Source organism: Rhodococcus sp. P-2, assembly GCF_016598535.1.
GTDB lineage: Bacteria > Actinomycetota > Actinomycetes > Mycobacteriales > Mycobacteriaceae > Rhodococcus_F > Rhodococcus_F baikonurensis.
On the sequence record NZ_CP066779.1, the window covers coordinates 518,146 to 542,516 of the forward strand.

Annotated in this window: 26 protein-coding genes; 13 read left to right on the forward strand and 13 right to left on the reverse strand. The window is 62.0% G+C overall.

What is annotated here, in order from left to right:
* Positions 1–47: 47 nt before the first annotated feature.
* Complete coding sequence (ctaD, locus tag I7X09_RS02445; RefSeq protein WP_020907234.1) at positions 48–1,838, reverse strand: aa3-type cytochrome oxidase subunit I; 1,791 nt, start codon at positions 1,836–1,838, stop codon at positions 48–50.
* A 377-nt stretch (positions 1,839–2,215) separates the two neighbouring features.
* On the opposite strand from ctaD, the gene I7X09_RS02450 reads away from it, so the two are divergent.
* The 3 genes from I7X09_RS02450 to I7X09_RS02460 all read left to right on the forward strand — a co-directional run bounded on the left by I7X09_RS02450 (position 2,216) and on the right by I7X09_RS02460 (position 4,887).
* Positions 2,216–3,184, forward strand: a complete 969-nt coding sequence (locus I7X09_RS02450; RefSeq protein ID WP_185564420.1) for an ABC transporter substrate-binding protein — start codon at positions 2,216–2,218, stop codon at positions 3,182–3,184.
* 158 nt (positions 3,185–3,342) lie between these two features.
* Positions 3,343–4,347, forward strand: coding sequence for an iron-siderophore ABC transporter substrate-binding protein (locus tag I7X09_RS02455; RefSeq protein WP_234036992.1), 1,005 nt, complete (start codon positions 3,343–3,345; stop codon positions 4,345–4,347).
* A 66-nt stretch (positions 4,348–4,413) separates the two neighbouring features.
* Positions 4,414–4,887 (forward strand): NUDIX hydrolase, encoded by a 474-nt coding sequence (locus I7X09_RS02460; RefSeq protein ID WP_200315399.1) that lies wholly within the window; start codon positions 4,414–4,416, stop codon positions 4,885–4,887.
* Positions 4,888–4,991: 104 nt separating this feature from the next.
* On the opposite strand, the gene nrdF is transcribed toward I7X09_RS02460, so the two are convergent.
* On the reverse strand, positions 4,992–5,957 hold the full coding sequence (nrdF, locus tag I7X09_RS02465) for a class 1b ribonucleoside-diphosphate reductase subunit beta (RefSeq protein WP_003944744.1): 966 nt from the start codon (positions 5,955–5,957) through the stop codon (positions 4,992–4,994).
* Positions 5,958–6,127: 170 nt separating this feature from the next.
* Between nrdF and I7X09_RS02470 the strand changes: the two genes are divergently transcribed.
* A complete protein-coding gene (locus I7X09_RS02470) occupies positions 6,128–7,045 on the forward strand; it encodes an SPFH domain-containing protein (RefSeq protein ID WP_172436491.1) in 918 nt (305 codons plus the stop codon).
* Positions 7,046–7,057: 12 nt separating this feature from the next.
* Positions 7,058–7,270, forward strand: a complete 213-nt coding sequence (locus I7X09_RS02475; protein WP_003944723.1) for a hypothetical protein — start codon at positions 7,058–7,060, stop codon at positions 7,268–7,270.
* 82 nt (positions 7,271–7,352) lie between these two features.
* On the opposite strand, the gene nrdE is transcribed toward I7X09_RS02475, so the two are convergent.
* The 3 genes from nrdE to nrdH form a co-directional block, all read right to left on the reverse strand.
* Positions 7,353–9,536 (reverse strand): class 1b ribonucleoside-diphosphate reductase subunit alpha, encoded by a 2,184-nt coding sequence (nrdE, locus tag I7X09_RS02480; protein ID WP_003944756.1) that lies wholly within the window; start codon positions 9,534–9,536, stop codon positions 7,353–7,355.
* The gene (gene nrdI / locus I7X09_RS02485) at positions 9,494–9,973 is read right to left on the reverse strand and encodes a class Ib ribonucleoside-diphosphate reductase assembly flavoprotein NrdI (RefSeq protein ID WP_003944767.1); all 480 of its coding nucleotides are present in this window, start codon (positions 9,971–9,973) and stop codon (positions 9,494–9,496) included. The genes nrdE and nrdI overlap by 43 nt, the downstream gene beginning before the upstream one ends.
* Positions 9,974–10,055: 82 nt before the next feature.
* Entirely contained in the window at positions 10,056–10,286 is a 231-nt protein-coding gene (gene nrdH / locus I7X09_RS02490) for a glutaredoxin-like protein NrdH (RefSeq protein ID WP_003944717.1), read from the reverse strand.
* Between the two features lie 291 nt (positions 10,287–10,577).
* On the opposite strand from nrdH, the gene I7X09_RS02495 reads away from it, so the two are divergent.
* On the forward strand, positions 10,578–11,405 hold the full coding sequence (locus tag I7X09_RS02495; protein ID WP_200315401.1) for a siderophore-interacting protein: 828 nt from the start codon (positions 10,578–10,580) through the stop codon (positions 11,403–11,405).
* A 72-nt stretch (positions 11,406–11,477) separates the two neighbouring features.
* On the opposite strand, the gene I7X09_RS02500 is transcribed toward I7X09_RS02495, so the two are convergent.
* The gene (locus I7X09_RS02500) at positions 11,478–12,044 is read right to left on the reverse strand and encodes an NAD(P)H-dependent oxidoreductase (RefSeq protein WP_200315402.1); all 567 of its coding nucleotides are present in this window, start codon (positions 12,042–12,044) and stop codon (positions 11,478–11,480) included.
* A gap of 106 nt (positions 12,045–12,150) precedes the next feature.
* Between I7X09_RS02500 and I7X09_RS02505 the strand changes: the two genes are divergently transcribed.
* Together I7X09_RS02505 and I7X09_RS02510 are read left to right on the forward strand one after the other, a co-directional pair.
* Positions 12,151–12,750 (forward strand): TetR/AcrR family transcriptional regulator, encoded by a 600-nt coding sequence (locus tag I7X09_RS02505; RefSeq protein ID WP_019747883.1) that lies wholly within the window; start codon positions 12,151–12,153, stop codon positions 12,748–12,750.
* Positions 12,751–12,785: 35 nt separating this feature from the next.
* Positions 12,786–13,565 (forward strand): META domain-containing protein, encoded by a 780-nt coding sequence (locus tag I7X09_RS02510; protein WP_200315404.1) that lies wholly within the window; start codon positions 12,786–12,788, stop codon positions 13,563–13,565.
* A 19-nt stretch (positions 13,566–13,584) separates the two neighbouring features.
* Here I7X09_RS02510 and I7X09_RS02515 read toward each other — a convergent pair whose 3' ends face one another.
* A complete protein-coding gene (locus I7X09_RS02515) occupies positions 13,585–14,139 on the reverse strand; it encodes a nucleosidase (protein ID WP_200315406.1) in 555 nt (184 codons plus the stop codon).
* A 68-nt stretch (positions 14,140–14,207) separates the two neighbouring features.
* Here I7X09_RS02515 and nadE point away from each other — a divergent pair, with 68 nt between their 5' ends.
* Complete coding sequence (gene nadE, locus I7X09_RS02520) at positions 14,208–15,032, forward strand: ammonia-dependent NAD(+) synthetase (RefSeq protein WP_124566346.1); 825 nt, start codon at positions 14,208–14,210, stop codon at positions 15,030–15,032.
* A gap of 13 nt (positions 15,033–15,045) precedes the next feature.
* On the opposite strand, the gene I7X09_RS02525 is transcribed toward nadE, so the two are convergent.
* From I7X09_RS02525 to moaA, 3 genes are all read right to left on the reverse strand, one after another.
* Positions 15,046–15,801, reverse strand: a complete 756-nt coding sequence (locus I7X09_RS02525; protein ID WP_200315408.1) for a hypothetical protein — start codon at positions 15,799–15,801, stop codon at positions 15,046–15,048.
* Between the two features lie 314 nt (positions 15,802–16,115).
* Positions 16,116–16,373 (reverse strand): MoaD/ThiS family protein, encoded by a 258-nt coding sequence (locus tag I7X09_RS02530; RefSeq protein WP_003944706.1) that lies wholly within the window; start codon positions 16,371–16,373, stop codon positions 16,116–16,118.
* Positions 16,366–17,424, reverse strand: coding sequence for a GTP 3',8-cyclase MoaA (gene moaA / locus I7X09_RS02535; protein WP_200315410.1), 1,059 nt, complete (start codon positions 17,422–17,424; stop codon positions 16,366–16,368). The genes I7X09_RS02530 and moaA overlap by 8 nt, the downstream gene beginning before the upstream one ends.
* 111 nt (positions 17,425–17,535) lie before the next feature.
* On the opposite strand from moaA, the gene I7X09_RS02540 reads away from it, so the two are divergent.
* From I7X09_RS02540 to I7X09_RS02555, 4 genes are all read left to right on the forward strand, one after another.
* Positions 17,536–18,738, forward strand: coding sequence for a molybdopterin molybdotransferase MoeA (locus I7X09_RS02540; RefSeq protein ID WP_166809714.1), 1,203 nt, complete (start codon positions 17,536–17,538; stop codon positions 18,736–18,738).
* A gap of 28 nt (positions 18,739–18,766) precedes the next feature.
* Positions 18,767–19,753, forward strand: a complete 987-nt coding sequence (gene moaCB / locus I7X09_RS02545) for a bifunctional molybdenum cofactor biosynthesis protein MoaC/MoaB (RefSeq protein WP_166809715.1) — start codon at positions 18,767–18,769, stop codon at positions 19,751–19,753.
* Positions 19,746–20,159 carry a molybdenum cofactor biosynthesis protein MoaE gene (locus tag I7X09_RS02550; RefSeq protein WP_166809716.1) on the forward strand — a complete coding sequence of 138 codons (414 nt, stop codon included), beginning with the start codon at positions 19,746–19,748 and terminating at the stop codon, positions 20,157–20,159. The genes moaCB and I7X09_RS02550 overlap by 8 nt, the downstream gene beginning before the upstream one ends.
* Before the next feature lie 228 nt (positions 20,160–20,387).
* The gene (locus tag I7X09_RS02555; protein WP_042450056.1) at positions 20,388–21,827 is read left to right on the forward strand and encodes a DEAD/DEAH box helicase; all 1,440 of its coding nucleotides are present in this window, start codon (positions 20,388–20,390) and stop codon (positions 21,825–21,827) included.
* Between the two features lie 15 nt (positions 21,828–21,842).
* On the opposite strand, the gene bluB is transcribed toward I7X09_RS02555, so the two are convergent.
* The 3 genes from bluB to I7X09_RS02570 all read right to left on the reverse strand — a co-directional run bounded on the left by bluB (position 21,843) and on the right by I7X09_RS02570 (position 24,211).
* Entirely contained in the window at positions 21,843–22,472 is a 630-nt protein-coding gene (bluB, locus tag I7X09_RS02560; protein WP_095969167.1) for a 5,6-dimethylbenzimidazole synthase, read from the reverse strand.
* Positions 22,469–23,527, reverse strand: coding sequence for a CobW family GTP-binding protein (locus I7X09_RS02565; protein WP_200315412.1), 1,059 nt, complete (start codon positions 23,525–23,527; stop codon positions 22,469–22,471). The genes bluB and I7X09_RS02565 overlap by 4 nt, the downstream gene beginning before the upstream one ends.
* Before the next feature lie 81 nt (positions 23,528–23,608).
* Positions 23,609–24,211: a lipocalin family protein gene (locus I7X09_RS02570; RefSeq protein ID WP_200315414.1), complete on the reverse strand. Its 603-nt coding sequence runs from the start codon at positions 24,209–24,211 to the stop codon at positions 23,609–23,611.
* Positions 24,212–24,371 lie beyond the last annotated feature (160 nt).

The window sequence follows — 24,371 nt, forward strand, 5'->3', positions numbered from 1 at the left end:
GTTACTCGGGCGGGGCCTTCGCTGATTACTTCAGTGTGTTACTTCGCTCAGGAGCGGCTGTCGGTGCCGGGGTCGCCTTCGTCCCCGACTGTCAGCGGCTCGTGACGAGCATCTTCGAGCACGGTGCTGGCGTTCTTCCCGCCGTGACCGGGGCCGACGTGCGCTTCTGCGCGCATCCGCTCCACCATGTGCGGGTAGTGCAGCTCGAACGCCGGACGCTCGCTACGGATGCGCGGCAACTCGGTGAAGTTGTGACGCGGCGGCGGGCAGGTGGTCGCCCACTCCAGCGAGTTTCCGTAACCCCACGGATCGTCGACGGTGACCACTTCGCCGTAGCGGTAACTCTTGAAGACGTTCCAGATGAACGGCAGCGTCGAGGCACCGAGTACGAAGGCGAAGATCGTGGACACCGAGTTCAGAACCGTGAATCCGTCCGAGGGCAGGTAGTCGGCGTACCGACGCGGCATACCTTCGGCACCGAGCCAGTGCTGAACGAGGAACGTGCCGTGGAAACCGACGAACGTGGTCCAGAAGTGCCACTTGCCGAGGCGCTCGTCCATCATGCGACCGGTCATCTTCGGGAACCAGAAGTAGATACCGGCGTAGGTGGCGAACACGACCGTACCGAAGACCACGTAGTGGAAGTGGGCGACGACGAAGTAGCTGTCGGTGACGTGGAAGTCGAGCGGCGGGCTCGCGAGGATGACACCCGACAGACCACCGAAGAGGAAGGTGATCAGGAAGCCGATCGAGAACAGCATCGGCGATTCGAAGGTCAATTGCCCCTTCCACATCGTTCCGATCCAGTTGAAGATCTTCACGCCCGTCGGCACGGCGATCAGGAACGTCATGAACGAGAAGTACGGCAGGAGGACAGCGCCGGTTGCGTACATGTGGTGAGCCCACACAGCGATCGAGAGAGCGGCAATGGCCAACGTTGCGTACACCAGACCGCTGTAGCCGAAGATCGGCTTACGGCTGAAGACCGGGAAGATCTCCGAGACGATGCCGAAGAACGGCAGCGCGATGATGTACACCTCGGGGTGACCGAAGAACCAGAACAGGTGCTGCCACAGGAGCACACCGCCCGTTGCCGGGTCGAAGATGTGTCCACCGAGATGGCGGTCGACGAACAGGCCCATGAATGCAGCGGTCAGCAGCGGGAACGCCAGCAGGATCAGGATGCTGGTGATGAAGATGTTCCAGGTGAAGATCGGCATGCGGAACATGGTCATACCGGGTGCGCGCAGGCAGATCACGGTGGTGACCATGTTGACGCCACCGAGGATGGTGCCGAGGCCGGCGACAGCCAGACCCAAGACCCACAGGTCGGCGCCGACGCCGGGGCTGTGCAGCGCGCTGGTCAGCGGCGTGTATGCCGTCCAACCGAAGTCTGCTGCGCCACCGGGCGTGACGAATCCGGCCGTCGTGATGATCGCGCCGAACAGGTACAGCCAGTAGCTGAACGCGTTCAGACGCGGGAACGCGACGTCGGGTGCACCGATCTGGAGCGGAAGAATGTAGTTCGCGAAACCGAAGACGATCGGGGTCGCGTACAGCAGCAGCATGATCGTGCCGTGCATGGTGAACAGCTGGTTGAACTGTTCGTTGGAAAGGAACTGCATACCGGGTACAGCAAGTTCGGCACGCATCATCAGTGCCATGAGGCCACCGATGAGGAAGAAGGCGATGGAAGTCGCCAAGTACATGATTCCGAGCACCTTGGGATCGGTGGTCGTGATCATCTTGAAAATGAATGAGCCCTTGGGTCCCTGCCGCGGCGGGTAAGGCCTGGCCGGCGCTATCGTGGGGACTGGCTGGGGCGCTACGGCAGTCACTGATCCTCCTGAATGTGCCTTTGGTCGCTCCGCAGACTCCGTCAAAGAGCCCTTGGTTGCGCCCGCAGGGTCCGTCGCCCGGGCTGCGGACAACGGCTTCTGGCTTGCGCTCATCGAATCGTAGACCGTGACTCCGAGGCACCGCGACCCGGTCCTACTCTGCGTCGTACTCGAGCATCCGTTTTTCACGGCACCGAACGAACGACCTGCGGTTTATGTTCCCTCGGGAGTCCGAACCCACTTCCGAATCGGCGTGTCGTGCCCGTCGAAGAATTCGGCCGGTGTCCGTTTTCGGCCAACTCCTCCACTGATAAGGTCACCCTCGCCTAACTCATCTCAGGAGTCAATCAGTGAAATTCTTTCCCCGCCGGGCCGCGATGGTAGCGGTCGCAGCCTCGATCGCCTTGGTCGTTCCAGCCTGCTCGAGTAACGACGAGCCCGCTGCAGCCACCACCTCGACCGAGTCGGGCGCATTCCCCCGCACTGTCGAGCACTTCCGTGGAAGCACCGAAATCCCGGCCGCACCCCAGCGGATCGTCGCGCTCGACAACAGCTTCACCGACGCCGTCCTCCTCCTCGAATCCCCGCTCGTCGGCTACGTCGACTACCGCGAGCCCGGTCTGCCCGACTACCTCGGATCCTCCAGGGACGAATTCGCCGCGGACGCCGTTTCGGTCGGCACTGTCAGCAGCGCGAGCCTCGAGAAGATCGCCGCACTGCAGCCGGACCTCATCATCTCCGCCGAGGTCCGTGACGGGAAGAACTACGACCAACTGTCCGCGATCGCGCCCACTGTCTTCACCCAGACGACCGGTCCGACGTGGAAGGACAACATCCGCCTGGTCGGTGAAGCGTTGGGCAAGGAATCGCTGGCCGAGGCGAAAATCACCGAATACGAAACTCGAGCGACTGCAGTCGGCAAGGAAATCAACGAGAAGGCGAACAACCCGGTCATCTCGGTGGTCCGATTCGCCGGTGAACCGACGGCTCGCCTCTACCGCACCACTTCGTTCAGCGGCATCGTCCTTCAGGACGCCGGATTGAAGCGCCCGGACAACCAGGGGCCCGACCCCGCCGATGCCGGCAACATCATGATGAAGATCAGCCCCGAACTGATCAACGAAGCCGACGCGGACGTCATCTTCATCAGCACCTGGCAGGACGCCGAGGGCAAGAGCGCCGAAGCTGCGAAGCCGTTCCTCGAGAGCCCGCTGTGGCAGACCCTTCGAGGACGCAAGGTCGACGTGGACGATTCACGGTGGATGTCGCCGGTCAGCATCCAGGGCGCCCACATGATCCTCGACGACCTCTCGGACACGTTCGAGGTGGACAAGCAGAACAGCTGAGTCGAACGGCTAACCTGAACGGCGCCCGCTCACACAGGAAGCCGTCGACTTTGTCTGTTCTCTCACGCACGTCCGTTCTCTCGCGCACGTCTGTTCTCTCACGCACGATCGCCCGCACGTCCGTTCGTCGTGTCTCGATCCTGGGGATCGCCGCCACGATGCTCGTCCTCGGCGGTTGCTCGTCCGACTCGTCGGACGACCCCGCGAGCACCATCGTCCGGACCACTACGTCGATCGCCGGTGCCGGCGTGATGGGCATAGAACGCGACACCGCCACCGCGTGCCCGACGCCGACGCAGGCCGACCCGGGTGCCGGCCCGGAGGTGAAGCGTCGAGTCGTACACACTGCGGGCGAAACAGAGGTTCCTTCCGACCCCCAACGGATCGTGGTCCTCGACAGCGTCTCGATGGACGCCGTGTGCGCCCTCGGTCTGTGGGAGCGGGTAGTCGGCGCCGCAACCGGCGGCGACTCGCCTCAACCGTCGTACCTCGGTTTCGGTATCTCGGAGATTCCGAGCGTCGGCCCCGTAAGCGCACCCGACGTCAACGCCGTGAAGGCCGCCGCGCCGGACTTGATCCTCGGGTCCAGTCCGGCGTCCGACGGTGTGTACGGGCAACTCGACGCCATCGCCCCAACCGTGTTCGCCGGTTCCGATCCCGTGTTCTGGAAAGCGCAGTTCGCGCTCGCCGGCCAGGCGCTGGGCCGTTCGTCCGCAGCTGCGACGGAGCTCGACCGCTACCAGCAGGACGTCGTGCAACTCGGCGACGCATTGAATGCCTCGCAGACGCAGGCATCAGTGGTTCGGTTCGGTTCGAAGGACCTGCAGATCGAGGGACCCGCATCCTTCGCCGGACAGATCCTCAGTGACGTCGGCGTCCGGCGCCCACCGGCGCAGCGATTGACCGATGCGACCACAGCACCGATTCCGGCCGACGATCTCAGCGCCGCCGAAGGTGACTTGATCTACGTACTCTTCGACGGGCCGAACGGTCGGACCTACGGCACCGAGATTATGAAGAGCGACCAGTGGCAGGACCTCGCCGCTGCCACCGACCGGCGTGTGTTCGTCGCTGAAGACGACATCTGGAACGGAAACGGGATGACTGCCGCCCGGGCCGTACTGGCGGACTTGAAGGGAACCTTGAACGGATATGCGAGCTGACCGGAACGAACGACTACTCCCACCTTCGAGGTGGCTCGCCGCAACTGTGATGTTCGGGTTCTGATCATGCCGATTCCCGAATTCATTGTCGCACTGCGCGAGAAGGTCGGTCATGCGCCGCTCTGGCTGTCCGGAGTGAGCGTCGTGATCCGCGACGACAACGGCCGGGTCTTGCTCACCCGCCGCGCCGACAACGGTCAGTGGGCCGTTGTGTCCGGCGTTCTCGAGCCTGGCGAGGAGCCGTCGTCGGCGGCGGTGCGCGAGGCGAAGGAAGAAACCGGCGTCGACGCCGAATTGATTCGGATCACGAGTGTCGATGTCACAGAGCCCATTACGTACCCCAACGGTGATGTGACTCAGTACCTCGACGTGTGCTTCCTGGCCAGGTGGACCGGCGGAGATGCACACGTGGCGGACGACGAAAACCTCGAGGTCGCGTGGTTCGCGCCGAGCGAACTGCCGTCGGACATGACGGAAACCTCGCGTCTGCGCCTCGCAAAAGCGTTGCTGGACAAGCCGGAAGCGTGGTTTCAGCGCTAGTCCACTCCCCCGTACATGACCGAAGCCCGATTCCTACCTGTGCAGGAGTCGGGCTTCGGCATGTAAAGGCGGGTCGTCGCTCTAGAAATCCCGAGCGGGTCGCTCTAGAAATCCCAGTCGTCGTCTTCGGTGTTGACGGCCTTGCCGATGACGTAGGAGCTACCCGAGCCGGAGAAGAAGTCGTGATTCTCGTCCGCATTCGGCGAAAGTGCCGACAGGATAGCCGGATTGACGTCCGTCTCGTCCTTCGGGAAGAGGCCTTCGTAACCGAGGTTGTTGAGCGCCTTGTTGGCGTTGTAGCGCAGGAACTTCTTGACATCCTCGGTCAGGCCGACGCCGTCGTAGAGGTCCTGGGTGTAGTCGACCTCGTTCTCGTAGAGCTCGAAGAGCAACTCGAACGTGTAGTTCTTGAGCTCTTCACGCTCGGCCTCGGTGAGCTGTTCGAGGCCCTTCTGGTACTTGTAGCCGATGTAGTACCCGTGCACGGCCTCGTCGCGGATGATCAGGCGGATGAGGTCTGCGGTGTTGGTGAGCTTGGCGCGTGAGGACCAGTACATCGGCAGGTAGAAGCCGGAGTAGAAGAGGAAGCTCTCGAGGAGCGTCGAGGCGACCTTGCGCTTGAGCGGCGACTCGCCGTTGTAGTAGTCGAGAACGATCTGCGCCTTGCGCTGCAGGTTCGGGTTCTCCTCCGACCAGCGGAACGCGTCGTCGATGTCGGGGGTGGAGCACAGCGTCGAGAAGATCGAGCTGTAGCTCTTGGCGTGCACCGATTCCATGAAGGCAATGTTGGTGTAGACCGCTTCTTCGTGGGGGGTGATCGCGTCCGGGATGAGGCTGACGGCGCCGACGGTTCCCTGAATGGTGTCGAGCAACGTCAGGCCCGTAAAGACGCGCATGGTGAGCTGCTGCTCCTGCGCGGTCAGCGTTCCCCAGGACGGGATGTCGTTGGAGACCGGCACCTTTTCGGGCAGCCAGAAGTTGCTGACGAGGCGATCCCACACCTCGGCGTCCTTCTCGTCCTGGACGCGATTCCAGTTGATGGCGGAAACGCGACTGACCAGCTTGACCATAATTCCTACCTAGCGAGAGAGATACTGCCGAATGTTGGCTTGCCTGAACACTACCCGTTGTGTCGGGTCCGCGATGCCAACACAACAACATGTGTCGCACGCGCCCCTCCACGAGTAGAAGAAATGTGATATCAATTAAATATCACTTACCGATGGAAAGCGAGTCTCGCATGACCAGCACACCCACCGTGGCCGAGAAACCGACCGGTGTCGCCACCACAACGATCGCCGAACGCCCAGGCTGGGACCTGTCCGGGAGCTGGATGCTCCTCGGCGGCGTACTTCTCTTCCTGGCCGGAATCGCACTGTCCGTCGTTGGCGGAGTTCTGGGACTCTTCGCCCTGATTCCGGTCGGAGTGGTGCTGTTCATCGCGTCACTCCCGCTACTGATGGGTCTGACCTTGGTGCAACCGAATCAAGCCCGAGTTCTGCAACTCCTGGGAAGCTCGTACAGCGGCACCCTGCGCACGCCGGGACTGCGGTGGACAAATCCGCTGACTGTCCGTCGATCGATCTCGACGCGTATCCGAAACCACGAGACCGGTCAGGCGAAGGTGAACGACGCCGACGGCAATCCCATCGAGATCTCGGCGGTGGTCGTCTGGCAGGTGGCCGACACAGCGCTCGCCTCGTTCCAGGTGGACGACTACGAGGAGTTCGTCTCCGTACAGACCGAGGCGGCCGTCCGCCATATCGCCGGCAGCTATCCGTACGACGCCGAAGGCCGAGTCTCGTTGCGCGAGAACGCCGATATCATCACGACCACCTTGTCGGAGGAGGTTCACGCCCGCGTACGAGCGGCGGGTGTCGAAGTGATCGAGACGCGCATCAACCGGCTCTCGTATGCACCGGAGATCGCCAGCGCAATGCTTCGGCGCCAGCAGGCGGGCGCTGTCATCGCCGCCCGTCAGCAGATCGTCGAAGGTGCGGTGTCCATGGTCGACATGGCACTCAAGCAGCTCGAGGAAAAGCACGTCGTCGAACTCGACGAGGAACGCAAGGCGACGATGATCAGTAACCTTCTGGTCGTGCTGTGCGGCGACCGCGACGCACAACCGGTGCTGAACACCGGTTCGCTCTACCAGTAAAGGAAAGGCCACATGGCCACGGATCCAGCTCCGCGATCCGAGCGTAAGAAGATCCTTCTTCGGTTGGACCCAGCGGTGCACGACGCGCTTGCCCGCTGGGCCGCCGACGATCTCCGAAGTACCAACGCCCAGATCGAGTTTCTCCTTCGGCGCGCACTCACCGAGCACGGTCGAATGCCGAAGAACGCCGGCAAGATGCACGGTCCAGGCCGCCCGCCGGCTTGACGAGCAAGCCTGAAAAGCAAGCTGCCCCCGTGAGCCTTTCGGTAGCAGTCACTACCGAAAAGGTCCACGGGGGCGAAGCCATTTACAACATGCAGGAAACGCAGCCCTCGACCTCGGTGCCTTCGAGTGCCATCTGACGCAGACGGATGTAGTACAGCGTCTTGATTCCCTTGCGCCACGCGTAGATCTGCGCCTTGTTGATGTCGCGCGTGGTGGCGGTATCCTTGAAGAAAAGTGTCAGCGACAGGCCCTGGTCGACGTGTTGTGTTGCGGCAGCATAGGTGTCGACGATCTTCTCGTACCCGATTTCGTAGGCATCCTGGTAGTACTCCAGGTTGTCGTTGGTCAGGTAGGGCGCCGGGTAGTAGACGCGACCGATCTTGCCTTCCTTGCGGATCTCGATCTTCGACGCCACCGGGTGGATGGAGCTGGTGGAGTAGTTGATGTACGAGATCGAGCCGGTCGGCGGGACGGCCTGAAGGTTCTGGTTGTAGATACCGTGCTTCTGAACCGAAGCCTTCAGCTCACGCCAGTCGTCCTGGGTGGGGATGTGCAGCTTCGCATCGGCGAAGAGTCCGCGAACCTTGTCGGTTGCAGGCTCCCAGGCCTGGTCGGTGTACTTGTCGAAGAATTCGCCCGAGGCGTACTTCGACTCCGGGAAACCCTTGAAGTACGAGCCGCGCTCGATGGCGATCTTGTTCGACGCACGCAGTGCGTGGAACAGCACGGTGTAGAAGTAGATGTTCGTGAAGTCGATGCCTTCTTCGCTGCCGTAGAAGATCCGCTCACGAGCGAGGTATCCGTGCAGGTTCATCTGACCGAGGCCGATGGCGTGGGAGTCGTTGTTGCCCTGCTCGATCGACGGCACCGAGTAGATGTGCGTCTGGTCGGACACCGCCGTCAATCCGCGGATCGACACTTCGATGGTCTTGGCGAAGTCGGGTGAGTCCATGGTCTTCGCGATATTCAGCGAACCCAGGTTGCAGGAGATGTCCTTGCCGACCTTCGAGTAGGACAGGTCGTCGTTGAACAGTGAAGGCGTCGAAACCTGCAGGATCTCCGAGCACAGGTTCGAGTGCGTGATCTTGCCTTCGATCGGGTTGGCCCGGTTCACCGTGTCCTCGAACATGATGTAGGGGTAGCCCGATTCGAACTGCAATTCGGCGACGGTCTGGAAGAACTCGCGAGCCTTGATCTTGGACTTGCGAATTCGCTTGTCGTCGACCATCTCGTAGTACTTCTCGGAGACGTTGATGTCGGAGAACGGAACTCCGTAGATGCGCTCGACGTCGTACGGCGAGAACAGGTACATGTCCTCGTTCTTCTTCGCGAGCTCGAACGTGATGTCCGGGATCACGACGCCGAGTGAGAGCGTCTTGATGCGGATCTTCTCGTCCGCGTTCTCACGCTTGGTGTCGAGGAAACGGTAGATGTCGGGGTGGTGCGCATGCAGGTACACAGCACCGGCGCCCTGACGCGCACCCAATTGATTGGCGTAGGAGAACGAGTCCTCGAGAAGCTTCATGATCGGGATGACACCCGAGCTCTGGTTCTCGATCTTCTTGATCGGTGCGCCGTGCTCACGAACGTTGGTGAGCAGCAAGGCAACACCGCCACCGCGCTTGGACAGCTGCAGAGCCGAGTTGATGGAGCGACCGATGGACTCCATGTTGTCTTCGATACGAAGCAGGAAGCAGGACACGGGCTCGCCGCGCTGCTTCTTGCCCGAGTTCAGGAACGTCGGGGTGGCGGGCTGGAAGCGTCCGGCGATGATCTCGTCGACGAGTTCGACGGCCAGGTCTTCGTTGCCTGCAGCGAGGGTGAGCGCAACCATGCACACGCGATCTTCGAAACGCTCGAGGTAGCGCTTACCGTCGAAGGTCTTGAGCGTGTAGGAGGTGTAGTACTTGAACGCACCCAGGAACGTCGGGAAGCGGAACTTCTTGGCGTACGCGTGATCGATCAGGAACTTCACGAAAGTACGTGAGTACTGATCGAGAACCTCTGGCTCGTAGTAGTTTTCCTCGACGAGGTAGTCCAGCTTCTCGTCCAGATTGTGGAAGAACACGGTGTTCTGGTTGACGTGCTGCAAGAAGTACTGACGGGCTGCAGCGACATCCATCTCGAACTGGATCTCACCGTTGGCGCCGTACAGGTTGAGCATGGCATTGAGTGCGTGGTAGTCGAGACCGTTGGTGGAATCGCCGCCGCGTGCATCACGCTCTACGCTTCCTGCCGCGATCGTGTCAGTGATGGTTGGCGCCACTGCCCGTGCTCCTTCTCTGTTTCGAGATGATTCCAGAACTCCCCCAAGCCTTCTCGTACTCGGTCGACATCTTCGGCAGTGCCCATGAGTTCGAAACGGTACAGAAAAGGAACGTGGCATTTCTGGGAAATGATGTTTCCTGCATAGCAAAAGGACTCACCGAAATTGGTGTTTCCCGCCGCGATCACTGCTCTGATCAACGACCTGTTGTGTGGATTGTTCAAAAAACGAATGACCGGCTTCGGCACATAACTGGTGTCGCGCCCTGTCACGGTGACGCCGCCACCATAGGTGGGCAGAATCAGCACATAGGGCTCGTCTACGCGAAATGAGCCGTCACGGTCATGGATGGGTATACGTGTCGCAGGCAGGCCGAGACGTTGAACGAATCGGTGGGTGTTCTCCGACACGCTGGAAAAATAGACCAGCGAAGTCATCGGTTGTCACCATTTTCTTGTACGGTGCCCGGAACTACTCAGATGTGTCGGCGGAGGTCTCCACCGCCGACACTGCGGCGCTTCAAGCAGCGACGGTCAGGGTCTTGATGCGATCGGGACGGAAGCCCGACCAGTGATCTTCACCGGCAACCACGATGGGTGCCTGGAGGTACCCGAGAGCCATGACGTAGTCGCGGGCTTCGGCATCCTCGGTGATGTCGATGACGTTGTATTCGAGACCGGCCTTGTCGAGGGCGCGGTAGGTGGCATTGCACTGAACGCAAGCGGGCTTGGTGTAGACGGTGATGCTCATGAGAGTCCCTCTTTCGCTTAGCCAACAAAGGCCGATGTAGTGATGTTCAGCACCGATTCGACCGATTGCCGGAGTCTCGCTCGAGGCGTTCCGCGTTGTGGTCTCTCAGTGCTCAAGACACTACACCTAGTGGCCGACAGAAACACATAACGCGAGATGTTGTGAGTCACATCGTTGAAATTCCCAGGTCGCCCCTGTTCAGCGCACGCAACTTCCGGCGCGTCGGCGTGTCGCGCGTCACATTTCGGTCGCGGGCTCGACAGCATCTGAAAACCACTTCTCGGACCTACCATGAGCGTCGTGGAAACACCTCCGAAGGACGAAGCTCCGCGCCACCAGGCAACCGTGACGAGAACGCAGCAGGTGACACCACTGATGCGCAGAATCACCTTCGGCGGCGCGGGCCTGAGCGACTTCGAGACGAGCGGGAGCCCCGACGAACGGGTGCTCGTCAGATTCCCCCTCGATCCCCCTCACGCCCGTAGTTACACGGTCCGACGCTGGCAGCCGTCGAAGAACGAACTGGAGATCGACTTCGTTCTCCACGGCCACGGCGGAGCGGCACTCTGGGCCGAGAATGCGCAACCGGGCGCGACCGTCCATCTCTCGACTGCGAGCGGGTGGTTCACGCCGCCGGCAGAGTGCGACTGGCTGCTACTCGTCGCCGATCACGCCGCACTGCCTGCGATCGGGCGGATCTTGGAAGAAGCACCCGACGATCTACCGATCCACGTCATTGCACAGGTGCCCGCGCCGAGCGAACAGCAGACGTTCACGACGCGCGCCGACGCTCACTACCGATGGATCGACGAAGCAGACTCACTGCTCGCCGAATTGGCCGGCGTTCGCATGCCTCCCGGCGAGGGCTACATCTGGTGCGCAGTCGAGGCCGCGACCGCCAGACGCATCCGCGCCCATCTGCGTCGAACATGGGAAATCCCGGCAACCCGCATGCACGTGATGGGTTACTGGCGGGAGGACAAGGAGAACTGGGAGCGTCGGTACGCAGTCGTCGCCGACCGTATCGATTCCGCGATGGGCGAAGCGATGTTGGCCGGCAAGGATTTCGAGTCGGTTCGCGACGCCGTCGACGACGCGATGGAACGCGAAGGGCTCTAGCGGACGTATGGCCCTCGCTCGCATACGAGTGAGGGCCATACCTTCCGGCATGGCCCTCACTCGAGAAACGGTTTACGCGTTGACGAGCTGCTTGCTGGCGTCGACGAGGTCGGAGACGACCTTGGAGATCTGAGCGAGCACCTCTGCGTTCTCACGCGGGTGCAGCTCACCGAACAGTGCGCCGGTTCCACCGATGCTCAGTGCGGTGTCCTCGACGACCTTGCCGCCGGCGATGCGGACTGCCTTGGTGGTGTCTTCGTGAGCCCACTTGGCGCCGTTGCCGCTGGGCGAAGCGCTGATGACTGCGACAGCCTTGTCCTTGACGGCACCGACACCGTACGGACGCGAGATCCAGTCGATGGCGTTCTTCAGAACTGCGGGGATGGTGCCGTTGTATTCGGGGGTGACGAGCAGGAACGCGTCAGCGTCGCTCGCAGCGGCGCGCAGTGCGTCGACAGCGGGAATGGAAGCACCCTCGACGTCGATGTCTTCGTTGTAGAAGGGGACGTCGGCGAGGCCTTCGAAGACCGTCAGCGTGGCACCCTCGGGTGCGGCGGACACAGCCGTCTCGGCAAGCTGGCGATTGACGGATCCGGCGCGCAGGCTGCCGACGAGAACGAGAACATTGGTCTGTGACATAACGAGATTCCTTCGAGAGTGGTGCGGTTGGTGGCTCCGGTTGAAAGTTATATCAACTAAACGGACCGCGGTCCACTTACATTCCCCGGCCCTGTAACCTGATCCCGTGAGCGCAATCCCCCTCCCCCAGATCGGCGCCGTACCCGTCGAGCGCGGTGACGCAGCACGTAACCGCGTACTTCTGCTCGACGCCGCAGCCCTCCTCGTCGCCGAGCGAGGTGTCGACGCGGTCACGATGGATGCCGTCGCGTGCCGAGCCGGTGTGGGCAAGGGCACAGTTTTTCGGCGCTTCGGCAATCGATCGGGACTGATGCAGGCACTGCTCGATCACACCGAGCGAGAACTGCAGCAGGCATTCATGTTCGGCCCCCCACCGTTGGGTCCTGGCGCGCCGCCGATCGAGCGCCTCATCGCGTTCGGACGAGCCCGGATCGCCATGGTGGAAGTACAGGGCGAAGTCCTCCGAGCGGCGGAAAACGCTCCTGAATACCGCTTCGGCGGTCCGGCACGAGCACTCGGCATCGCTCACGTCATCGGACTTCTTCGAGGAGCCGGCGTCGAGGGCGACCTCGATCTGCTCGCTTCGGCACTGTTGGCACCGCTCGAAGCGTCGCTTGTCCTTCATCAGGTGCGCGATCTCGGGATGACCACCGAGCGCCTGGCCGCCGGCTGGGAAGACCTTGCCCGGCGCGTTACTCGATGTTGACTCCCCAGATCCGTCCCACCACTTAATGTGAGCCCATGCGCATCGCAGCTGCCGTCATCGGCCTCCTGACCATCGCCGCGGTAAGCGGTTGCTCCGCTTCGTCCGACTCCCCCGAGGACAAGACGGACCCCTCCGGCCGCGTCTTCATCTCGACCTCCGTCGACGGAACACAAATTCCCGGCGGCGGCCCGCTGACTCTCGATTTCAGCCAAGCGGGTCGAGTGTCCGCGAGCGCCGGATGCAACACGGCAAACGGCTCGATCGAGTTCACCGACGGCACACTGACCACCGGCACCATGGCATCGACCATGATGGGCTGCCCTCCCAGCATCGCCGAATCCGACACCTGGACAACAACATTGCTGACCTCCGCGCCGACGTGGAGCCTCGACGGCGACACCCTCACCCTGACATCGGACGACGCCACAGTGACTCTGCAGGACAAGAAGATCGTCACGCCGGATCGACCTCTGCAGGGCACGACGTGGACCGTCACGTCACTCATCAGTCCCGATGCGATCAGTACGAGCCTGGCTCTGGAGACGTCAGCTCCCGAACTCACGATTGCCGCAGACGGTTCGGTCAGCGGAACCACCGGATGCAATCGCATGACCGGAAGCGCCCAGGTATCCGACACCACAGTCACATTCACGCCGATGGCAACCACGCGAATGGCCTGCCCCGAGGAGAACATGGACATCGAGCGTCAGATCCTGGCGGTACTCGACGGTGAAGTGAGCTACACCGTCGACGCCGACACGCTGACCCTGCGCAAGCCCGACAACACCGGATTGATACTGACTGCGCAGGCTTGACCAGACGCTGCAGGCTCGATCAGACGTTGTCGAGCAGCCAGCGCCCCAATTCGCGGGCGCTGGCATCGATCATCGCGGGCCAGTCCAAGGCCGAGTCGTCCGCATGGTCGCTGACATGTTTGACGAGTCGGCAGCTAGCACCCGCAGCCTGCGCGGCGAATGCGATGGCGAACCCCTCCATGTCAACCAGATCGGCTCGCTGAGCGAGAGCGTCCCGGGTCGCAGTGTCGGCGATGAATGCGTCGCCGGTCGCCAGCACGGAGTCGTCTCCGTCGGCGAGCACCAAACGGTCCGCGACGTCGTGCCCCAGCGCTCGGATCGCGGTGCTGCTGATGTCGTGATTGATGACAACCCCGGGAACATAGAGGCCACCGTGGTGCGCGTGCAGCGCACCGGCGGTCCCGATGTTGACGACCAGCGGCAGATCTTCCCGCTCGTACCGCGCCAGAGCAGAGGCGACTGCTGTTGCAGCACTGACCTTTCCAATACCTGTGATCAGCAGTTCGTATCCTTGCGGCACATAGGCCGCTTCCGACTTCGTCGCACTGACCACCAGAACGTTGTTCGCACTCATGTGCGCGACCGTACCGCCCACGTTGTGGTGGCACTGCGCGCGCCTGCTCACATCGCTAGAGTCCATTCATGGCCACACTGCGTGAAAGCATCATCGAAGAACTCGGCGCAAAGCCGACAATCGACGCCGCAGCGGAGGTTCGCGCGCGAGTCCAGTTCCTGAAGGACTACGTGCGCTCGACCCCCGCCAAAGGATTCGTTCTGGGAATCAGCGGCGGTCAGGACAGCACGCTCGCCGGCGCCCTCGCCCAACGTGCGGTCACCGAACTCCGCGAAGAAGGCCACGAGGCCGAGTTCGTCGCTGTTCGACTCCCCTATGGCGCGCAGGCCGACGAATCCGATGCTCAGATCGCACTCGGCTTCATCAAGCCGGACCGCTCTCTCACGGTCAACGTCAAGCCTGGCGCCGACGCCACAGCCCGTGAGGCCTCCGAGGCGTTGGGGAACGGCGAACTACGCGACTTCGTCCGTGGCAACATCAAGGCGCGCGAACGAATGGTCATTCAATATGCGATTGCCGGTCAGCTCGGCTACTTGGTGATCGGTACCGACCACGCCGCAGAAGCGATTACCGGCTTCTTCACGAAATTCGGTGACGGCGGCGTCGACATCACGCCGCTCACCGGCCTGAGCAAACGTCAGGGCGCTGCGCTACTGCAGGAATTGGGCGCACCCGAGAGCACGTGGCGCAAGGTGCCGACCGCCGACCTCGAGGACGACCGACCCGCGCTGCCCGACGAAGTTGCCCTCGGCGTCACGTACTCACAGATAGACGACTACCTCGAAGGAAAGGACGTTTCCTCCGAGGTAGCCGAAAAGCTCGAGAAGATGTTCGCCAACACTCGTCACAAGCGCACGGTGCCGGTCACACCCCTGGATGACTGGTGGAAGTAACTCTTACCAGCGACTAGCTACCGAACAGGCTGCCGAAGACGTCGCCCAGCGAACCCGTTCCCGAAGCCGGATCCTTCTTCGCGAAGTTGGTGGTGCATCCGTTGAACTGCACCGCATCGACCAGCGTCGAGGTGGCAGCGGAGCCGGTCCCAACACTGACGCCGTAGTGGTCGACTACCGCTTTCGGGTTCGCGGCGACGATGTCAGCCAAAGGCACTGACACGCGGTCCTTGGCGCCGTCGATGTTCTGAGTGCTCCACCACACGCCCTTCTGGAGATCCGCGTGAACGCCGCCGTCAGCCGTCGGCGTCGCGTCCGGTCCCGGGACCCACACCAGGGTGGTGAATCCGTTCTCGAACTTTCCGCCGGTGGTTCCGGTGAGGCGAAGCTGGAACGCCGCAGTCGGCGTGGCGGCGCGCTCGGCGAAACCGATCGCCTTGCTGACTGCGTCGGACAGCTTGATACCGCCGGCCGAATGGTAGGAAACCGAACGATCGCCGGTACCGTCGACGGCCAGCTTCAGTGAACCGTCCTTGTCGAGAACGTTGTCGGCCGTGTACGACGCGGTCTGATCCTTCTCGTCGGTGAACGGGATGCCCCATCCGTTCGGCGTCGCTTCGGTGGACAGAGTCGAGCACGAGGCTTCCGGCGCAGAAGAGCCGAGAGAACCGGTGGACGGAAGCGCAGTAGCAATTGCCGGAGCGGTGAGTGCAGCTGCCCCGAGGAGCGCTACGACGACTCCGACACGGCGCGTGGAATTAATCGACATTGAAATACCTTTCACATATCCCGAGTGGAATTGCGCCAAAATTAACACATGTCGACAATTACCAACAGCGAAGGTATTTCTTTTGTCATCCAAACAGATGACAATTCACCTGGGCAATTAGAAGTGCATTTACTCCCCCAAAAGTAGGAGAAACTAAACAAAACGACCAATGCTGGACAATTGACCAATAATGGAGAACATGGAGATGGATGCCACTCGAGCTGGAGTGATCAAGATATAAATATTTGGACCGGGAAACCGAAAAAGGACAATACGACGGCAGCCCACAAATAGCTACGCCGGCAATTCTCGGACTAGCCTCCAGCGAAAGGCGGAAGAATATCGACAGCGCTACCGGAGGCTCGAGACACGTCGCGGGTCAACTCGTCACCGACGAGGAAAGCCGAGACCGACAGCACTCGCTCCATCTCCGGTCCGTATCGCCCGACCAAGACCGCGACCAACTCGGCAAGTGTGTTGTCGGGCGAAATGGCGACTACCTCGCTACGGCAACCGGATACATCCGCTGCAGCAGCAAAGTAACGAACCGAGATCGAATGCGGATCAGCCACCAATCGCTCCCATACTTCTTTCCGGCGGAACGAAGTCCGCGGCGTCGATGCCGTGCCCTGCCCACTTGTTCCACATCGCACCGCGCCACAGATCCGCTAGTTGGTCGTCACTTGCTCCGGACCTGAGCGCGGCACGCAGATCGACTTCGCGGTCGCTGAACAGACATGACCGAATTGTTCCCTCGGCAGTCATTCGGGTCCGGTCGCATTCACTGCAGAACGAGCGGGTCACGGAAGCGATGATTCCAACCGTCATCGTGGTCCCGTCGACACGCCATTCTTCGGCAGGAGCCGACGGATCTTCGCGGCCGATAGCTTCCAATTCGAAACGGCTTCCCAATACGGACAACAATTCAGCCGCGGTCACCATGTTCTCGCGCGCCCACGCATGGTCTGCATCCAGAGGCATTTGTTCGATAAAGCGTAATTCGACGCCGGCTTCGAGGCACCACTGCAAAAGATCCGCCGCGCCGTGGAGCGTTTCACGCATCAGCACCGCATTGATCTTCAGTGGCGCGAGTCCGGCCGCAGCTGCCGCTCGAATTCCCGCGAGAACGGACGGCAACCTGTCTCGACGCGTCAATTCCGCAAAATGGGCGCGATCGACGGAATCCAGAGACACGTTGACGCGGGTCAGACCCGCTGCAGCCAGCTTCGCGGCACGATGTTCGAGCCCAACGGCGTTGGTAGTCATGGAAAGTGGAATGCCCGGCACGCGAGCCGCGCACCCGCCGATGATCTTTTCGAGGTCACTGCGCATGAGTGGTTCCCCGCCGGTGAATCTCACTTCACGAATACCGACTCGTTCGACACCGATTCCGACCACTCGAATGATCTCTTCGGGACTCAGAAGGTCTTCCGTAGCAATGGCCGGCAGGCCCTCTTCGGGCATGCAATACGTACAGCGAAGTGAACACTTCTCGGTGATCGAGACTCGCAGATCTCTGGCAACACGCCCGAACCTGTCGACCAGGAGATCCGTCTCGGGACGACCGGCGAGGGAGGCAGCGTCAAACCGCACGGTGGGAATTCCCATCGAGACCACTGTCATCACTTCACCAACTTCCGTATTGCTCCAGTATGACCGAAAGCCGTACTCCGTGTGTCGGACGGACCACACCGCCTAGGATCAAAACATGTCGAGGTTGTCGAGGTTACTGTCATGAGCGCGCGTTCGGTCGAGGAACACGCTGCGCACATCTCCGGATTGCTCACCGGCCTGCACACCCTCTCTCCGTCGGCGGTTCCGACGGCAGAAGCGTTGGGGCGCATAACTTGCTCGGATATCGCATCGCCGGTGGACCTGCCCCTCTTCCGCAACTCACAGATGGACGGATATGCGGTCGATGCTGCTTCTGTGGCCTCGGTTCCGACCACACTGACGGTTCGAGGCGTGATCGCCGCTGGAAGCGGAAAACCACCGAAACACCTTCCAGGATCGGCATTTCGCATCATGACCGGTGCGCCGCTCCCCGAGGGTGCCGACGCCGTCGTTCCCGTCGAGGACACGACGGGCGTCACCGAACACGTGGTCACCATCGAACGGGGCAGGTCTGTAGGCGAATTCGTTCGCGAACGTGGCAGCGACATCACTGCCGGAATGCTACTGGTCACGGCCGGAACACACTTGGAACCTCGCCATATCGCCGCGCTGAGCGCTGTGGGCCTGGCCTCGCTCGACACGTACACGAAGCCACGGGTCGCGATAATTACGACGGGCGCCGAACTGAAAAGTGCCGGAACAACTCTCGAACCAGGCGAGATCTACGATTCCAACGGACCAGCTTTGGCAACATTGGCCGAAGCCAACGGCGCCGATGTCGTATCCGTCGCCCGAAGCAGCGACGACCCGGCCGAGTTCCGCGAATTACTCTCGTACGCAACCTCGGTCGCCGATCTGGTTTTCACCTCCGGTGGGGTGTCCATGGGGGACTTCGAGGTGGTGAAGGAAACTCTCACCCCTCTGGGTGCACACTTCGGCCACGTCGCGATGCAGCCGGGTGGCCCGCAAGGCACCGCCGTGGTGAACGAAGTGCCGGTACTGAGTTTCCCGGGCAACCCGGTCAGCACGATGGTCTCGTTCGAGGTCTTCGCCCGCGGCGAACTGCGCCGGGCCGCGGGTCTGCCCGAGATCCCGCGCGAACGGCTGCCACTGACTGCACCGCTACGTTCGGTGGATGGCAAGCGCCAGTTCCTGCGCGCGCGTAGAACTGCGGACGGTATCGAACTCGTGGCCGGACCCGGCTCGCACCTCGTTGCAGCAATGGCGTGGGCCGACGTCCTGATCGACGTCCCCGCTGCCGTGACCGAACTCGGAGCGGGCGATCTCGTCGATGTCCTCCCGCTCTCGGCTTCCTCGATTTGATTCACTCGATCTGATTCAAAGGACACTCATGACCGAATTGACACACGTCGACAGCGAAGGCCGAGCGCGCATGGTCGACGTCAGCGCCAAGGCCGAGACGACGCGCATCGCCGTCGCTGCCGGTGAACTCGTCACGACCGCCGAGGTAGTTCGCCTCGTCCGCGCCGACGGCATGCCCAAGGCCGATGTCCTCACCACCGCGCGCATTGCCGGAATCGCCGGTGCAAAAAAGACGTCAGAGCTGATCCCGTTGTGTCATCAGCTCGCGCTTTCGTCGGTCAAGGTGGAATTCGGGTTCACCGAAACCTCGATCACCGTCGAAGCGACGGCAAAGACTCGCGGACAGACCGGCGTCGAGATGGAAGCACTCACCGCCGTCGCGGTAGCCGGCCTGACCTTGCACGACATGGTCAAAGCGGTCGATCCCGGAGCCACTATGAACGGTGTTCGCCTGCTCACCAAAGACGGTGGTAAACACGGACATTGGACCCGCGACACTCAGAACTCACAGACATCTCCGGCGCACGCCTTCACCTCGCCACGATCCGCAACCGTGCTGGTCGCTTCGACCGGTGGCGCGAACGGCACCAGACCCGACACCACCGGTCCGACGATCGCAGCCTGGCTACGCGAGCGGGACTTCGAGGTGCGTGGACCGCTTGTGTACGCCGACGCAGACATCGCGGCGGGCATCGCTGACGCCAAGGAGGGCTCCCCGTCGCTTGTCATCAGCACCGGCGGCACCGGTGCTTCCCCCACGGATGCAACCCCAGAAGCTACCCGGGCAGTCTTGACCCGTGAGTTGCCCGGGGTCGCAGAAGCTATCCGAACGAAGGGCCTCGAAAAGACCCCACACGCGTCACTGAGCCGTGGTGTGGCAGGTCTCACAGGCACGACGGTCATAGTCAATCTTCCGGGTTCTCCCGGTGGAGTGAAGGACGGTCTCACCGTCCTCGAACCCATCATCGATCACCTGCTCGCGCAGGTCGCAGGCGGAGGAGCACACGATGAGTGAGCTACTGGCTCGGATCTCCGAGCAACCGATTCACGCAGACACCGTCGACGCCGCCGTTGCCGGTCCGAAGAACGGTGCTGTTGTGGTGTTCACCGGGACGGTACGCAATCACGATGGCGGTCAAGCGGTTTCAGCGTTGGAGTACCAAGCGCATCCGGATGCCGAACGCTTCCTCCAGACGTGCTGCCAAGAGGTTGCCACCTCGACCGGCCTGCCGGTTGCCGCGATCCATCGCGTCGGACACCTCGAGATCGGCGACCTCGCACTGGTGGCCGCCGTCGCCGCCCCGCATCGAGCGGAGGCGTTCGCCGCGTGCGCCGAACTGGTGGAGCGCATCAAGCACGAGGTACCGATCTGGAAGCGGCAACACTTCGCGAACGGCGTCTCCGAATGGGTCGGGTTGTAGGTCGAACGCTCCGAGAAGGTAGAGTTACGATCACTAGGTGCCTGAAATCGGGCATCCAGCGTCGTAGAACGCAAATTTTCTTGCTGAGTGCTCAATGCACCCGCTCTTCTTACGGCGAAGAAGCCTGCCGACCGGCAGCGCCGCCACCACTGTGCTTGATTGTTCGACCGGTTCATTCCCGTGTCGGCATCCGGGCACGAACACGTGCCCGAAAGGCTCTGAACACACTTGTCTGACATCTCTACGCCCGCTACCACCTTCGCAGCCCTCGGTGTGCGCGCACCGCTGGTGAAAGCTCTCGAAGACGGCGGAATCACTTCTCCGTTCCCGATCCAGATCGACACCCTCCCCGACACTCTTTCGGGGCGCGACGTACTGGGCCGCGGAAAGACCGGAAGCGGCAAGACCCTCGCGTTCTCCATCCCCATGGTCTCCCGCCTCGCCGGCGAACTGTCCGGGGGCAAGCGTCGTCCGGGTCGACCGCTCGGCCTGGTGCTCGCACCGACGCGTGAGCTCGCCACCCAGATCACCGCAACCCTCGAACCGTTGGCCGCCGCATACGACTTGCGCGTGACCACCATCTTCGGTGGCGTCTCGCAGCACCGCCAGGTTCAGGCTCTCAAGGCCGGAGTCGACATCGTCGTCGCCTGCCCCGGTCGCCTCGAAGACCTCATGAAGCAGAAATTCGTCAGCCTCGACGCCGTCGAGATCACCGTGCTCGACGAGGCAGACCACATGGCCGACCTCGGCTTCCTGCCCGTAGTCACCCGCATCCTCTCGTCCACCCCGCAGGACGGGCAGCGCCTTCTGTTCTCGGCAACGCTGGACAACGGCGTCGACAAGCTCGTCAAGCGTTTCCTCAAGAACGAGGTCATGCATTCGGTCGACGAGGCCAACTCCCCCGTCGCCGCGATGACGCACCACGTGTTCGACGTCGACGGCGTCGAAGCCAAGAAGGCTCTGGTCGAGAAGCTCGCTTCCGGTACCGGTCGTCGCATCCTGTTCATGCGCACCAAGCACCAGGCACGCAAGTTGGCTCGCCAGCTCACCGAGTCGGGCATCCCGTCAGTGGACCTGCACGGCAACCTCTCTCAGGCCGCTCGCGACCGTAACCTGGCGGCATTCTCCGCCGGTGAAGCGCGCGTCCTCGTCGCCACCGACGTCGCAGCACGCGGCGTCCACGTCGACGACGTCGAGTTGGTCGTCCATGTCGATCCGCCGGCCGAGCACAAGGCGTACCTGCACCGTAGTGGTCGCACCGCTCGCGCAGGCAGCGCCGGCGACGTGGTCACCGTGGTTCTGCCCGAGCAGCGTAAGGATCTCGCGATCCTCATGCGTAAGGCGGCCATCAAGGTGACCCCGGTTCGTTCGACTGCCAACTCCGAGCACGTCGTCAAGTTGGTCGGCGACATCGCACCGCACGTCACGCCGGCTCCGAAGGCTCCGGCCCAGCCGAACGGTGGACGCGGACAGCGTCCCGCCGGCCAGGGTGGACGCGGCGGCGCAGCACGGTCGGGTCAGGCTCGCTCCGGACAGGGCGGTCAGTCACGCGGCGCTCGCACCGGCGGAGCTGCCCGTCAGGAACATGCAGGCGGCGGCGCTCGCCGTCCCCGCACAGGCGGCGGCGCTCGCACCGCAGGCTCCACCGGTGGCCGCCCCGCTCGCTAGGCCGCCCCGCACAACTCAATAGGTTTCGTAATGGACAGCGTCGGCCAATGGCCGGCGCTGTCGCCATCCGAAACGCTCGAGATCCGGAACCTGTTGAAACTCAGTCACCTTCCCGACGCACAGCCACGCAATGGGGCGAACGGGTGACGGAATGCGCATGAGTTCGGTGAGGTACTTCTCGTCGTAGAACGAGACCCAGCCGATCCCGATCTCCTCGGCTACCGCAGCGAGCCACAAATTCTGAATTGCGAGTACCGCCGAGAACAGTCCGGTGTCGTCGACGGTGTGGCGGCCGAGGATGTTGGGGCCACCACGTGACGGGTCGTAAGTGACGACGATGCCGGTACCGCTCTCGGCGATTCCCTCGATCTTGATGGGGTCGAACGTCGAGCGGCGATCCTCGGGCAAAGACTGCGCGAAATTCAGCCGGGCTTCGGCGACGTGTGCCGCGAAGGTGTCGAGCGTCTCCGGATTCCGAACGACGACAAAATCCCACGGCTGCGTGTTTCCCACACTCGGCGCGCGATGAGCGGCGTCGAGAATGCGCATCAGAGTTTCGTCGGGGACGATCTCTCCCGAGAACTCGGCGCGAACGTCTCGGCGTCGCCGAATCGCTTCGTACACGGATACAGCTGATTCACTCACGCCCCGACGGTATAGCGGTGCAATCCCAGCATGGCGTCGGGGTGCGGTTCGACCGTTTCTTCGCGCACGCAGTTGCGGAGCGCGCTGCCGACCGCTCCCGAGTCCATCCCGGTGCCGATCACAACCAGTTGCGTGGTTCGAGACTCGCCGGACTTCCACCGCAGCGGCGTGATCCGAACATGATCACCCACCGATTGGATCTCGAATTTCCCTGTGTAACCAGGAATCTCGAAGTTCACGAATCCCTTGATGCGGTACACGCCCGGCGGTTGATTCTCGAGGAAATGCGTCAGAGCCCTGGCGTCGAGAGCCGCCTCCGATGTGAAATCAACCGACTCGTAACGGTGGTGCAGGTGATCGTGATGACACGAGCCGTCTTCGTGCCCGTGCTCGTGCCCGTGCTCGTCACGCAGGAGTTCATCCAGGCTCAATTGGTCGCCCGGAGCCGGAGGGGTCACCTCTCCGGTATCGAACAGCAGAGCAGGGTCTATCCGCGAATGTGATGTTTCCACAATCGGCGCTCGCGGGTTCAACTCACGGATTCCGACCGTGAATCGCTCGCGCTCGGAGACCGGAACGCTGTCGATCTTGTTGACTACCACCAGGTCTGCCAGACGGACATGTTGATCGAGTTCGGGATGCTCGCTGCGAACGGTGGAAAAATTGGCTCCGTCGACCACCACCACCAGGCCGCCGTAGACGACGGACGGGTTCTCACTTCCGAGGACGAGTCGAATCATGTTCCGCGGCTCGGCCAACCCGCTGGCCTCGATGACAATCACGTCGATCCCGGATTGCCGGTGCGCCAGCTTGTTCAGCATCTCGTCCATGTCGGAGACGTCGACAGCGCAGCACAGACAGCCGTTGCTGAGAGAGACCATCGAATCGACTTGACCGGCGACCATCATCGAATCGATGTTGACGGAGCCGAAGTCGTTGACGATCACACCGATGCGTACGCCGTCGTTGTTGCGCAGAAGATGGTTGAGCAGCGTCGTCTTGCCCGAACCGAGAAAGCCTGCGACGACAATTACGGGAATCTGCTTCTTCGCCACCACACAACCTTCCGAAACCACACCTACCGATCAATGATCGTAGTGGAGTGTGGCTTCGGAAGGCTCACGCTGACGGCAGGCTCACACCGTGCAGAGCGGACGGATGTCCGACGTACCCTCGGTGGTCGGTGACGTCAAGATCGTGCACGCGTTGTAACCACGGGATTCGGCGACCCGGCGGATCTCGCTCCAGCCTGCCGCGTCGACAATCGGGGACCGTGACAGCACGAACCCGGAAAGCCGGAGTGGATCACCCACCAGTGCCCACGAATAGTCGTCGGCGATGTACGCGACGATGTAGTTCGGCGGACCGTCCAAGCTTTCCTGAGTGGGCACCCCCGGGAAGCTCACATGCAACTGAGCACCCGTTGCTGGATCGGTAACTCGGGCATTCCCGACGATCTCGTTGGCTTCACCGGTCCACGTCGTACACGTGTTCTTCACGCTCACGTTCGAGGAATCGACCAGCCCGTAACTCGCCCGGGTGTCCTTCGCGCACGCGAGGTTGAACGGCTGAGGAATCGCCGCCACCTGGTTCCACTCCCCTACGTAGCGCGCGGCGTCCAGATTCGGCACCGGCTGCAGGGGCTCCCAGAGTGGGTCCGCCTGCGCGGTTCCCGAAAACATCGTTACTGCGCCACACACTCCCGCAATCGCAATCGCACTTCGCCCCGACCACTTCATGTCACTGCTCCTCGTCTGCGCAACGCTCGATCGGCATTGGTTCCTCAAAGTATTCGGAGCAGTCGGCCTGAAGGATGGGGACGTATGGAAAACTACTTTCGGTTTGTTATGGACCTCTTTCACAAACCTTATGTAATCTTTGCTAAAAGATAGCTGAAAG